A 13,171-nucleotide genomic window follows, 5' to 3' on the forward strand; every position below is an offset into this window, starting at 1 on the left:
CTTTTATTAATATTACAGCTTTAATGACTCGTCAAACTAAATGGGAGAGTGGTCTTGATTGTCAGACACATCAACCGTCCTTATCAAATCAGACGTAACGATAACCACTGTGACCATCCAAACAAGCAGCATGACTCCAGAAAAGATTGGCAATAAAGTAAGTTCAAAAACGCTACGGCCAAGCCCGGTTTGTATTCCTATCAGTAGTAGGGAAAACGTCCAGGCGAGACATCCTGTATGACCAAGCAGCCTTGCCTTTTTCTGTTCTATGTTTGCCAACTCCAATAATAGTCCTAGTATCGGAAGTGCTTGCAGAGCATGAAAGCCAATTCCGTGAAGTACGATTAAATTTCCATACTCACCTATATACCTGCTTTGTAAGGCGATCATCCATAAGCCTCCCCCGAAGGCAATCATCGTGGAAATAAAGCCATATCGAATACCTAGTATCAACAGGGGATGATCATTAGTCTGTGCTTTACGAAAAAAGGGAATGGCTATTAATACTGTTACGATGATGATCAGTAAAGAATCCAAACCGAACAAAGCACCAATAATTGAATCTCCTACGGAACCTGCACGTGAGAATCGTGGATTAATACCCCTAAAGTGTTGTATTGTCTCGACTGCGTAGGCGTACAGCGTTGTCGTTATAATAACCCAGCGTAGAGTTGACCGTTTCCGGGGACTTATATTCGCTAATGGTAAAATTGCCGCTATTGTCAATGTAAACAAGGCCAAAGCAGCATTGAATGAAAACGCACGCTCCAAATTTCCTTCAGGAGGGATGATCGATCCGTATATGGCGATGTAAAAAGAAATTCCAGCCGCGAAAGCAAAACCAATCATGCTAAGTATCACAAGCAGCTTTTCTCCTGCAAACAGCCTTATATTAGACATTTTGTGGATCTCATTAATCCTGATTTTCAACAATTGAATCATTCCTTTCATACCATTTTTAATTGCACATGACGTTTATTGAGAGTATTTATTTATCAATAAATAAATACAAGTTAAATAAAGAAGGCAGTTCATATGCTGCCCAGACCCTAGTTTCAGTTATTTAACTCTACTTCAAAGTGTCCTTAAAATTTAGCAATTGTGGTAAATCCAATACTTCAGATAAGGTAATGAGTAACCCTGTCCCGATAAATTGTGATGCCACCGCTTCAGAGTTGGGAATCCCCGCTTTTTGAAATTTAGTAGTAATCACCTCATGGATCAAACGGAACTTCTCCCTGACATACTTCCGAATTTCCGGCTCAGATATAGCATGCGCTTGCATAACCATTATCGTCTCGTCTGGGTGAGCTTTCATAATATCAGTAAATGCATTCCCCATTGTCTCCATCAAGCGGTTTGGAGGTGACTCGACTGTAGAGAAGGCTTCATATATTCGGTTCATTGCCCTATCATTTACAGCCATGAAAAGTTCCTCTTTATTTTTGAAAAAGTGAAACACATAAGGTTGCGTCACTCCTGCGGCTTCGGCAACTTTAGCTGTCGTAGCCTTGTAATACCCTAGCTCTGCAAATATCGCCACGGCTTTTTCAATAATTTGTTCTTTGCGATCTACTCGGTTGCCCAATACTAGTGTCCTCCCTATTTATTTATTGACTAATAAATAAATTATATTCCAGTTTTTATCAAAAATCAATTGAATAATTTTTTTCTTACTTGTCCTATTTTAGAAAGGTACTAGGCATTACCACAGCAACAACTTCTCCACGAACACAAAGCGTGTCATTTGCAAATACTTCTGTATCAACCTTCCACTTTTTTGGATGAATCTCTTGTATAGTTCCAATCGCCTTTAATGGGACTCCCTGTGGGGTTGGCTTTATATAATCCACTTTTAAAGAAGCTGTAACGAATCTAGGAGGCTCCTGTCCATCCCCTACTTCATGTCCATTTTTTCGATGCAATGCCAATGCTGCTGATCCTGTCCCATGACAATCAATTAACGACGCAATCACTCCACCGTAAACAAAACCCGGAATTGCTGTATGTTCTGGCTGCGGTGTATAAATCGTAGCTGTATGATCCCCTAGCCATTCCGTACGAAAATGATGACCATCTTCATTCAATCTACCGCACCCATAACACCATGCAAAATCATCCGAATAATCGTCTTGAATCGCCTTTAGCACCTTATCTTCCATTGATTTCACTCCTTTTTCAGAATAGTATAGCACATTTAACTTAAGGGAACTTTATCAAGCAGTGATTTTGACAGAACCTGCAATGTGTTGTATCTTATTAAGATAATTTCCGACTAAATTTATAGGAATATGAGGTTATTGTGTTGGGTAACTATTTCTAACAACTGTAGGGAAACCTATCAAAATAGATAGAGGGGGACGTTTTATGAAAGCGATTTGGAGAGGATATATTAATGCATCGCTTATTTTGAAAATTACCATTGCTCTCGTTCTCGGCATTATTGTCGGTTCAATCTTTGGACAACAAGCAGCTGTTTTATCACCTCTTGGAGATATTTTAATTCATTTGCTCAAATTTCTTATAATACCACTCATTTTATTCACTTTAATCGTCGGAGTAAATCAAACAAAAGCAGGCAATTTAGGGCGTATGGGTGGAAAAGTATTTCTCTATTACGTGCTGACTTCTGCTTTAGCCATTGTCGTCGGAATAATTGTCGCCAGTATTTTCGACCCTGGAAGCGGGATGAATTTTGATACGAATAATGAATTCGAAGTCCCTAAGAACCCTGGTGTTATGAGTGTTCTATTAAATATCATACCTGAAAATATTGTGACGGCTTTCAGTGAACTTAATCTGTTAGGGATCATTTTCACTGCGATCGTTTTTGGGGTTGCTATCTCCTATATGAGGACATCGAAAGAACATGCTGATCTGGGTGAGCATTTATATAAAGTTGTTGAAGCATTAAATGAAGCGACATTAACCATTATGAAGGTCGTCCTACAATATATTCCAATCGGGATTTTTGCAATCATAGCGAAAACAGTCGGTAACCAAGGGATGGATACTTTACTGTCTCTAGGGAATATGATCATCGTTCTCTATGTGGCTTTAATTGTACAGGTTGGCATTTATATTATCTTTATGCTTTTGTCTAAAGTCCGTCCTGGTAAGTTTTTTGCCCAAGCGCGTACACCAATGATTACCGCTTTTGTTACACAGAGTAGTTCAGGTACACTGCCTATCACGTTGGATGCTGCAAAAAATCTAGGATTATCCAGAAGTCTTTATGGGTTTAGCTTACCGCTAGGTGCTACGATAAACATGGACGGTGCAGCAATCCGTATTGCTGTATCTGCCGTTTTTGCCGCCAATATAGTGGGAGACCCTTTGAGCTTCACAGACATGTTGGTAGTCGTATTAGTAGGAACGTTGGCATCTATAGGTACAGCAGGTGTTCCCGGAGCTGGTATTATTATGATTGCCACCGTATTCGCCCAGTTAGGTCTTCCAATGGAAACGGTGGGCTTATTGACTGCAATTGATGCAATTGTTGGAATGGGTTGTACAGCCCTAAATGTCACGGGAGACTTGGCTGGTACAGCAATAATTGATCAAACAGAACACCAAAAACAAGATGAGCAAACCTCCATATAAATATATTTTGCTTCAACTACAAGAGGAGGCTGTTACCCCGAGACTAGGGGGTAATGGCCTCCTCTTTATCTGTCACTACATATCGTTTTGATCCTTGCTTGAATTCTATCGAATACTGAATATCGACTCTGCATTCGCCAATACGATTTAATTTTTACCATTATGCTTAGCTTGATATAAGCTGTAATCAGTAGCTTTGAAAAAACTTTCCTTTCCAAGTTGGTTTTTCATCAGACCATTATTTTACACATATCATTTGTAAATTCTACTGGGTCGTGGATTGGTAATCCTTCTATGAGAAGTGCCTGATTGTATAGTAGATTTGTATATAAGTTAAGCTTCTCTTTATCGTTTTCAAACGCCTCTTTTAATGATTGGAATACCTCATGATTCAAATTGATTTCTAAGATTTTATCCGCTTTTACATTTTGGTTATCTGGCATAGCGCTCAGGATTTTTTCCATCTCGATGGTTACTTCGCCATCTGTCGATAAGCAAACAGGGTGGGATTTCAATCGTTTTGACACCCTTACATCCTTTACTTTATCGGATAAGATGTTTTTCATAAGATCAAAGAGTTCCTTGTTTTCGTTATCCTCTGATTCCGAATTCGTATCATTGTCTTCGCCTTCGATTCCTAAGTCACCGCTTGAGACAGATTTGAATTCCTTCTCCTCATAAGCTCTGATCATTTTAATGGCAAATTCATCAATATCCTCAGTGAAATATAAAATTTCATAACCTTTATCAGCAACCAGCTCAGTCTGCGGTAGCTTTTCGATTCTATCGTAAGATTCCCCAGTAGCATAATAAATATAGTTTTGATCTTCAGGCATTCTCGATACATATTCATCTAGGGTTACCAGCTTCTTCTCCTTGGATGAATAGAACAACAATAAGTCTTGCAGTAGTTCTTTATTGCTCCCAAAATCACTGTAAACGCCGTATTTTAACTGTCGGCCAAAAGATTGATAAAATTTCTCATACTGCTCCCGCTCTTCCTTCAACAGGCTTTGCAGCTGGCTTTTGATTTTCTTGCTGATGTTCTTTGCAATCAGCTTCAATTGGCGGTCATGCTGCAGCATCTCTCGGGAAATATTGAGGGATAGATCCTCGGAATCGACGAGCCCTTTTACGAAGCTGAAATAGTCTGGGAGCAGCTCTGAGCATTTGTTCATGATCAACACACCATTGGAATATAGCTCAAGTCCCTTTTCATATTCCTTCGAATAATAATCGAACGGTATATTCTCTGGAATATAAAGAATCGCATTGTATCGTACAGCACCATCGACATTGATGTGGATATGCTTTAAAGGCTTGTCAAAACCGTAATGCTTGTCCGTATAAAACTTTTCGTAATCTTCTGAAGTAAGCTCGTTTCTGTTCTTTCTCCAGATCGGAACCATACTATTGATGACCTTTTCTTCAGTTACATCCTCATATTCATTTTCACTGCCCTCTTTAGGTCGTTGTTCAGTAATATCCATTTTGATCGGGTAGCGAATGAAGTCGGAATACTTTTTAATGATCGCTTTTATCCGATGCTCTTCTAAGTACTCATCATACGTCTCATCTTCTGTATTCTCTTTGATCGTTAAAATAATGTCTGTACCTACTGAATCCTTTTCAAACGGTTCAATCGTGTATCCATCTGTACCCTTCGACTCCCACTTGTAAGCTTCATCGTTTCCTAATGCCTTACTGATGACCGTTACCACGTCAGCTACCATGAAGGCTGCATAAAACCCAACCCCGAATTGACCGATAATATCATGACCATCCTTCAATTCGTTTTCATTTTTAAAGGATAGCGAGCCGCTCTTGGCAATAATTCCAAGATTGCTTTCCATTTCGTCCTTCGCCATTCCAATCCCCGTATCGGTGATTTTCAACGTCCTGTCCTCTTTATCAGCGGACACCTTTATGTAGTAACGCAACGCATCGTCCGTCAAAGCTTTGTAATAGATTTTATCAATCGCATCACTAGAATTGGAAATCAACTCTCTCAAAAAGACCTCACGCTGAGAATAAATCGAGTTGATCATCATCTCCAACAACCGCTTCGATTCTGCCTTGAATTGTTTTTTTGCCATTACACGTTTCCCCTTTCGATTGTATAAATGAATATCCTAGGCCAACCAATGAAACTGTCAGCACGTTTAGCACTCTATTTCCTTGAGTGCTAACCACTATTTTAATATCATACAATAAGGGTTGTGTCAATATAGGGGCTTTCGTGGTACGCTAGATTTAGATTTTTTTCAATAGAAAAAGGCCGAATATACAAGCTTACGAATGAAAGCTTGTATAATCAGCCCTGCTCATGTCCTGTGCTTTATCAATAACCAATTCAAATTCCCTTTTCAATGGACTCCTTTTGGTTACGTTTTCGGAAATATGCGTTTGCAGCCGGTTGATACATGCAGATCAGTGCCGCAATAACTGCAGCGATGTGAACAAGTATACTCATAAACACAGAATAAAATATAGATCCAAGCCTCATTAATGGAGTGACCCTCAACGAGCCAAGTGATCGGCTCAATTATTAAAGATAGCATTCCGATTACGCCAAGGACGATCGTCAGTGTCATTCTGGACCAGTTCTTCCCTTTACCCAACTGTTTAATAATGTAGATTAGAACAGCAAAGATTATCAACCTTGTAACAGGCTGAAGTCGTTAAACTCCTAATCTATTTAAGGGGCCGACATTCACTTACAGGGGCGACCACAGGACATTAACTATTCTTCAATAGGTACAATAATCTCAATATCTTCATAATCCTCTCCATATTTCTTTATCATTTTGTCCTTATAGTCTTCAAAACATAAAGAGAAATTTTCAGGCGGCTTTCCTAATAGAATCGTAAATATTTCTTTTTCATAGGAAACGAGATAACTTACAGCTTGATCAACATCATTCTCCATGAAAGATTTTGTAAACTTTTCAATATCATCTTTCCTTATAGGACTGTTGAATAATGTCATGTTTCTCTGTCCATTCCTTTTCACCAAAGAAAAAACACCGTGCCCGACCTGCTTTTCCTCCTTATATTCAATTCGTCGTCTGTCCGATTTACTAATCGTTTTGGAATAATTGAATCCGCACCGATAGCAAATAATATAGCTTTCATCGCTCTTGTAATAAAAATCTTCAATAGCAGAACGACCACACTGAGGGCATTTTACAGCAGAATAAATAGAACCCATTCAATTCACTCCTTATTTGTGGTTTTTAAAATCGACGGATAATAAAGTGATGTTCATGGAAGAGTTTAGAGTTTTAAAGATGATAATGTTTTTCAGCAGAGGTAATTGTAACAGGGACTGTAGGATATGAATAGGATGCTTTCTTGATAGCTTAAAGTAGGATAGAGAACAAGTAGATATAAAATACGTGGACTAATGAAGGTTTAAACTTGTCTTTATTTTACTCCAATTCATCATGTTGTCAATAAAAATTCCATTCTCATTTGGTACATAACTTTCCAGGTAGGAGAACGCCTCTATTCAAGCAAAATAGAATCTACCTCTTACATGGAAATGCAAAAAATGCTGCCACAAAATACGGGCAGCATTTTTTTACGATTAGAGATTGTTCAAAAAGTCCGGTAAAAATAGCTGTCGAATTTCTTCGTTACTCGGTCTCTCCGGTCCTCACGTATTAAACGTATACGATCCGGTACTCGAGACTGTCGTGCCTCAACTTCTCGGCTCTTTTTACCCTCCTTTTTGAACACGCACGATTAATAACCAAGTGCTACTTGAGCGTAAAAAGGAAATAAACGGAATTTACCAAATGTTTTCTATGTCACGTACCGCAATAGGTTCGGTAAGGAACTTTTAATTCAGGCACTGTTGCGTACTCTTCCTGTTCGGCAGAGTGTGCGTAAGGGTTTGAGAGAACATCCAAAAGCCGTTCCATCACGCTGTAGTCTCCATTTTCTACTGCATCTTCCAGTGCCTCTTCTACCCGATGGTTCCGTGGGATTACCGCAGGATTGCTGTTCCGCATCAATTCATCTGAAGATGCTTTTGACTCCTCCTGTCTTCCTCGTCTTGCTTGCCACTGTTCCTGCCATTGTGCAAATTCCTCAGTATCAAACAGATCCATATCATTAGCATTATCAAAAGTGAGTGCACGGAACGTATTCGTATAGTCCGCATCATGCTTATCCATCAGTTTAAGGAGATTTTCAATTAGCGCCTCATCCTCTTTTTCCTCGTTAAATAATCCCAGCTTTGCTCTCATTCCAGCGAGCCAATTGGAGTTATATAAGTCATTGACACCTGAAATCTGCTCCTGGGCTATTTCAATAGCCCGATCCTGATCATCATCCAATAGCGGCAATAAAGCTTCAGCAAATCGCGCAAGATTCCATCCGGCAATAATTGGTTGATTGCCATAAGCATAGCGGCCTTGCCTGTCAATGGAACTGAAAACCGTTGCCGGGTCAAACGTGTCCATGAAGGCACAAGGACCATAATCAATCGTTTCGCCGCTGATAGCCATGTTGTCGGTGTTCATCACTCCATGAATAAAGCCGACCAGCTGCCATTTGGCGATAAGCTCAGCTTGACACTTAATCACTTCCTGAAGCAGTGAAAGGTAACGATTCTCATCCTCTTTAATCTCAGGATAATGACGTTCTATTGTATAGTCAGCCAAAGCTCGGAGTTCCTCTTCTGTGCCCCATCTGGAAACATATTGAAAAGTACCAACACGCAAGTGACTCGCAGCAATACGGGTCAGAATTGCACCCGGTAGCTCGGTTTCACGGATGATCGATTCACCGGATGTCACGACGGCTAGACTGCGGGTAGTAGGAATTCCAAGTGCATGCATCGCTTCACTAATGATGTATTCCCGCAGCATTGGTCCGAGTGCCGCCCGGCCATCACCCCCACGAGAATATGGTGTCCTGCCTGATCCCTTAAGCTGAATATCAAATCTCTCACCTTGAGGCGTAATCTGCTCGCCTAGCAGAACCGCTCGACCGTCTCCTAACATTGTAAAATGTCCGAATTGATGTCCCGCGTAGGCTTGAGCAAGAGGAGAACCACCTTCGAGAACCTCGTTTCCAGCAAAAACCTCAACGCCATTTTCGCTTTGCAACTGTTGAACAATTAAACCGAGGGACGCTGCTAACTGATTATTGAGAATGACTAACTCCGGTGAGTTTACAGGAGTTGGCTTGGCGCTGGAATACAACGATTCTGGCAGACGGGCATAACTGTTATCTAAGTTCCATCCTGCTTCATTACTCTTTGTCATCGTTTCTCCCTTTCTTCTCTTGTCTTTTGAAATAGCTTTTTATATGTAAAAAATCAAAGCATTCAATGTTATCTTTAGTTATCTACATTCCATCATAACAAAATGCAAAGTCTTCACAAATATATATCCATTTTTAGTTTTCTTGATGAAGCATCCCTTTAATATCCCCAGGGAGATTTAATGTTCCCTGTTACCCTCCATCCCTTTCTTTTATTAAATGCTGAATATCTTTCAACTTCTAACATCATATTTTTTCTAAAATAAGACATTCTAAAAATGATCCAGAGAAAAATAAGTTGTGTATAAACATATCACAGTAATTCTTTTAGCTATTACATAACTTAAGGTTTATATGCTGGAAGGGAGATCTATTCGTGAAACTATTTCAAGTCAGAAAAGGACATTTTGTATATTATAACAATGAGTTACATAGGGTATATGGGGTAAAACCGATGTATAAAAAATCCGTTCATCTGATAAGACTGAGGGATTTAACACAGGTTTTAACGAATGCAACTGGTGTGGAAAGATACAAACCAAAGGAACTTGACAGCTTTATATATAATAACAAAGCCTATACGCTCAGTAAGGATCGAAAAGCTGAAGAAGGCGATCATATTTTAATACACCATCCTATGCCTGATTCCCTGGATACGTATTCACTAAATGAAATTGAAGTGGTTGAAACTGTTGAGAAACAGGGGGTCACCACAACTAATTCTCACGGAGTCAAGCATAATGAATATCTATTAATGGTACCTGGCCGTGTTAATGGCAGCAGCCCTATTGATTATCAAAACTTTGAAGGTATTCCTGCAGAAAACTTAGATGACATTGGGCCACACCATTTTACTAATCCAAACAGTGAACAGTTGCCCACATTAGGGGATATATATATTCAGAAAGACAGCAATGAATCATTTGAAACGATGGTAATCGCAATAAAGGGTCAAACGGTTTATCTTGGGGGCGGTTTAGAAGTCTCGCAGGAAGAATTGATGAAGACCGACAAGTGGGAGTTTCTCTACAATCTACTTGATAAGTGACCGTACTTTCGGATACTGAACTTTTTAACTACAATAACCTATTCTTCCACTTTATAAGGAGGGTTCTATGAGTAGCAAAAATCGAACTGGAAATAGTGTTTTTATCATCTCGTTAATACTTACCGTTACGTTTATTATATGGGGGGTCTTTTTTACAGATAACCTCGCCAGAGTCACCAATACGATCTATAATGGTTCAATTGATTACCTTGGGTGGGTCTATCTTGGTGCGACCCTATTCTTTGTGATCTTCTCCATTTATTTACTATTTTCGAAATACGGTGATATCCGGTTAGGTAAAAAAACAGACAAGCCTAGTTTCAAAACCGCATCATGGCTCGCGATGTTGTTCGGTGCTGGAATGGGAATCGGAATTGTCTACTGGAGTGTTGCCGAACCCGTCACCCATTATACAACTCCTCCCTATGGGGAAGGTTATTCTCAGGAAGCAGCCAATACGGCAATGAAATATACCTTTTTTCATTGGGGACTAGATCCATGGGCTATCTACACGGTGATCGGTTTAGCCCTTGCCTTTTTTCAATACAACAAAAAGCTTCCGGCAGCCATTAGTTCAGCATTCCATCCGATCCTAGGTGATCGAATCTACGGACCGATCGGAAAAACGATTGATGTCCTGTCTGTTTTTGCAACCGTTTTTGGTATCGCCACATCGTTAGGTCTTGGTGCCATGCAAGTAACGGCGGGAATGCATGACATATTCGGGGTTCCCAATGAGTTATTCGTTCAGCTGATTGTCATTGCAGTCGCAACAGTCCTATTTATTATCTCAATCAATACCGGCTTAGAGAAAGGAATCCAATATTTATCGAATACAGCGATGATTTTATCCTTTACGATCATGCTGCTGATTTTGATTGTCGGTCCAACTACGACGATTATGAAAGTCCTCTTTAATACAACGGGTCTCTATATTAGTGACTTTGTACATATGAGTTTAAGGTTAAAGCCTTATGGTGAAGGGGAATGGATTGCCTCATGGACTTTATTTTATTGGGCATGGTGGATTGCCTGGGCACCATTCGTCGGTATGTTTATTGCCCGCGTTTCAAAAGGAAGAACAGTGAGGGAATTTGTGATTGGCGTGTTAATCGTCCCCACTCTCGGAACATGCTTTTGGATGTCCATATTTGGCGGCTCAGCACTAGACATCGTTCAAAACACAGGGAATAATGAACTGGCGACATTCATCACTGAAAATGTGTCCTTGTCGATCTTCACATTCTTTGATTATCTGCCATTAAGTTCACTATTAAGTATCTTGGGGTTTGCCGTCGTATCCATTTATTATATAACCGTTGCCGATACTGCAACCTTCGTATTGGGAATGCTAAGTGAAGGCGGAACTTTAAATCCTTCCAATAAAATAAAAATGACATGGGGCGTCATTCAATCTGCTGTAGCAGCTGTATTGCTTTTAGCAGGTGGTTTGAACGTATTGCAAACCGCCTCCATCGCAGCCGCTCTCCCCTTTGCAGTGATCATGCTCGTCATGTGTTACTCATTACTGAAAGGTTTAAAAAGTGAAGTCGAATTACAGAGAGGCCATAAGAGAAGCACTCAACATTCCGGTAAAACAAATTAAACATAAAATCTTCCTGATTGATGGTTTCAATGATCAGGAAGATTTTTTAAAATACATACAATTTGCTTAACTAACATTGCTATTAATAATTGCCAGTATAGAATTCTGCTTAGACTAGCTTATCATTATTTATCTTCATCAAATTGAGGAGGCTGGACTCTAAAAAATCTAGTTACACGCAACAGATACACCACACCGATAGCAGCCCATATAAATCCTACTATTTTAGCGGAAAAGTCGAGTTCAAACCATAAATACAGATTGAATCCTAACCCTATTAGCGGTACAATGATTGAGGATATAATTGACTTTACTGTAAAGTTTTTCGGTTTTTGGTGTTTAAGGAAAAACATTATAACGGATAAGTTAACAAACGAAAATGCGATAAAGGCTCCAAAGTTAATAAGGGATGCTGCCCTTGCTAAATCTAAAAACATGGCCGAGCATGCTAATACCCCGATTAACAAAATATTTAAAATTGGAACTCCTGTACGTGGGTGGATATACCCGAAAAACCTTTTCGGTAAGACACCATCTCGACCCATAGCATATAATAAGCGAGAAGCACTCATTTGTTGAGTTAAGCCACAGGCGAGGACGGCGATGAGATAACCAGCGATAAATATGGCCTGAAAGAGGGCTCCACCGATATACTTGGCGATTTCAGGAGAGGCACCAGCTATGTTTTCTATAACGGAAATGTCAGGAAACAAAGCCTGCATAAAATAGGATACTGCAATAAAGAAGATACCCGCCACAAAGGCAATAACGAAGATCGCCTTAGGTATTGTTTTTTTGGGTTCAATTGTTTCTTCTGACAATGTTGTGACTGCATCAAAGCCTAGAAATGATAGTGCCAATATGGATGCTCCTGCAAAAATATTAGAAAAGGACATTTCTCCACTGAAGAATGGTGTTGCAGAGAATAACTTTCCATCCTCAGCATTTATAATTCCCCGAATAGTAAAGACAACAAAAAGAATCGCAACAAGAAATTCAATGATAACCATAAAATAGTTGATGATAACGGCCAGTTTTATATCAGCAAGATTAAGTCCCGTAGTAATTACAATTGTAGCAAAAATCCATATCCATGGTGGCACGTTCGGAAATGCCGCTGAAAGATAAATGCTAGAAAGTAACGCATTAATCATAGGTAAAAAGATGTAATCAAGTAATGCAACCCATCCCACCAAAAAACCTAGGTAAGAATTCATCGTCTTTCTTGTATAGGTATAAGCAGACCCCGATGTGGGATATGCTTTAACCATTCGACCATAGCTGTAGGCAGTAAATAGTACCGCAATAGTAATTAATACATAAGCTGCTGGAACATGTCCGTTTGTTATGTCGGAAACAATACCAAACGTGTCAAAAACGGCAAGTGGAGCCATATACGCCAAACCAATAAAAATAACATGCCTCAATTTTAATGTGCGTTTTAATTGTCCTTCATTAACATCCGTATTCATACTTGGTTCTTTTAAGGCACTATCCACACTCATTCCTCCTTTAAGGTTTGGGTATTATACAACGGCAATTGAATAGTTATATTACTAAAGATGGAACAAAGGAATTTTTCATAAGTATACTGATTATCCAATTGAAAATACCAAGGATGTATCCTGATATTTATTTAG

At 39.5% G+C, this 13,171-nt stretch carries 10 protein-coding genes; 3 read left to right on the forward strand and 7 right to left on the reverse strand.

Features of this window, described 5'->3' with window-relative positions; genetic code table 11:
* Nucleotides 1–36: 36 nt before the first annotated feature.
* The 3 genes from NON16_RS05740 to NON16_RS05750 form a co-directional block, all read right to left on the reverse strand.
* A complete protein-coding gene (locus NON16_RS05740; protein WP_257347640.1) occupies nt 37–900 on the reverse strand; it encodes a hypothetical protein in 864 nt (287 codons plus the stop codon).
* A gap of 169 nt (nt 901–1,069) precedes the next feature.
* Entirely contained in the window at nt 1,070–1,588 is a 519-nt protein-coding gene (locus NON16_RS05745; RefSeq protein ID WP_257347643.1) for a TetR/AcrR family transcriptional regulator, read from the reverse strand.
* Between the two features lie 94 nt (nt 1,589–1,682).
* On the reverse strand, nt 1,683–2,162 hold the full coding sequence (locus NON16_RS05750) for a PaaI family thioesterase (protein ID WP_257347645.1): 480 nt from the start codon (nt 2,160–2,162) through the stop codon (nt 1,683–1,685).
* 205 nt (nt 2,163–2,367) lie between these two features.
* Here NON16_RS05750 and NON16_RS05755 point away from each other — a divergent pair, with 205 nt between their 5' ends.
* Nucleotides 2,368–3,603, forward strand: coding sequence for a dicarboxylate/amino acid:cation symporter (locus tag NON16_RS05755; RefSeq protein WP_257347646.1), 1,236 nt, complete (start codon nt 2,368–2,370; stop codon nt 3,601–3,603).
* A gap of 230 nt (nt 3,604–3,833) precedes the next feature.
* Here NON16_RS05755 and htpG read toward each other — a convergent pair whose 3' ends face one another.
* The 3 genes from htpG to NON16_RS05770 all read right to left on the reverse strand — a co-directional run bounded on the left by htpG (nt 3,834) and on the right by NON16_RS05770 (nt 8,879).
* Nucleotides 3,834–5,699: a molecular chaperone HtpG gene (htpG, locus tag NON16_RS05760; protein WP_257347647.1), complete on the reverse strand. Its 1,866-nt coding sequence runs from the start codon at nt 5,697–5,699 to the stop codon at nt 3,834–3,836.
* A 647-nt stretch (nt 5,700–6,346) separates the two neighbouring features.
* The gene (locus NON16_RS05765) at nt 6,347–6,814 is read right to left on the reverse strand and encodes a hypothetical protein (RefSeq protein WP_257347648.1); all 468 of its coding nucleotides are present in this window, start codon (nt 6,812–6,814) and stop codon (nt 6,347–6,349) included.
* Between the two features lie 601 nt (nt 6,815–7,415).
* Nucleotides 7,416–8,879, reverse strand: coding sequence for a protein adenylyltransferase SelO (locus NON16_RS05770; protein WP_257347649.1), 1,464 nt, complete (start codon nt 8,877–8,879; stop codon nt 7,416–7,418).
* A 374-nt stretch (nt 8,880–9,253) separates the two neighbouring features.
* Between NON16_RS05770 and NON16_RS05775 the strand changes: the two genes are divergently transcribed.
* Together NON16_RS05775 and NON16_RS05780 are read left to right on the forward strand one after the other, a co-directional pair.
* Nucleotides 9,254–9,925, forward strand: a complete 672-nt coding sequence (locus tag NON16_RS05775; protein ID WP_257347650.1) for a hypothetical protein — start codon at nt 9,254–9,256, stop codon at nt 9,923–9,925.
* Nucleotides 9,926–9,992: 67 nt separating this feature from the next.
* A complete protein-coding gene (locus NON16_RS05780) occupies nt 9,993–11,531 on the forward strand; it encodes a glycine betaine uptake BCCT transporter (RefSeq protein ID WP_257347652.1) in 1,539 nt (512 codons plus the stop codon).
* A 125-nt stretch (nt 11,532–11,656) separates the two neighbouring features.
* Here NON16_RS05780 and NON16_RS05785 read toward each other — a convergent pair whose 3' ends face one another.
* Nucleotides 11,657–13,003, reverse strand: coding sequence for an APC family permease (locus tag NON16_RS05785; protein ID WP_257347681.1), 1,347 nt, complete (start codon nt 13,001–13,003; stop codon nt 11,657–11,659).
* Nucleotides 13,004–13,171 lie beyond the last annotated feature (168 nt).

The organism is Pseudalkalibacillus decolorationis (genome assembly GCF_024609785.1).
GTDB classification, from domain to species: Bacteria; Bacillota; Bacilli; order Bacillales; family Fictibacillaceae; genus Pseudalkalibacillus; species Pseudalkalibacillus decolorationis.

What these genes read in the sequence shown, in the direction of transcription:
- NON16_RS05755 (WP_257347646.1), top strand. Translation starts at nt 2,368, where the DNA reads ATGAAAGCGATTTGGAGAGGATATATTAATGCATCGCTTATTTTGAAA.
- NON16_RS05785 (WP_257347681.1), bottom strand. Translation starts at nt 13,003, where the DNA reads ATGAATACGGATGTTAATGAAGGACAATTAAAACGCACATTAAAATTG.
- NON16_RS05740 (WP_257347640.1), bottom strand. Translation starts at nt 900, where the DNA reads ATGTCTAATATAAGGCTGTTTGCAGGAGAAAAGCTGCTTGTGATACTT.
- NON16_RS05750 (WP_257347645.1), bottom strand. Translation starts at nt 2,162, where the DNA reads ATGGAAGATAAGGTGCTAAAGGCGATTCAAGACGATTATTCGGATGAT.
- NON16_RS05780 (WP_257347652.1), top strand. Translation starts at nt 9,993, where the DNA reads ATGAGTAGCAAAAATCGAACTGGAAATAGTGTTTTTATCATCTCGTTA.
- htpG (WP_257347647.1), bottom strand. Translation starts at nt 5,699, where the DNA reads ATGGCAAAAAAACAATTCAAGGCAGAATCGAAGCGGTTGTTGGAGATG.
- NON16_RS05765 (WP_257347648.1), bottom strand. Translation starts at nt 6,814, where the DNA reads ATGGGTTCTATTTATTCTGCTGTAAAATGCCCTCAGTGTGGTCGTTCT.
- NON16_RS05770 (WP_257347649.1), bottom strand. Translation starts at nt 8,879, where the DNA reads ATGACAAAGAGTAATGAAGCAGGATGGAACTTAGATAACAGTTATGCC.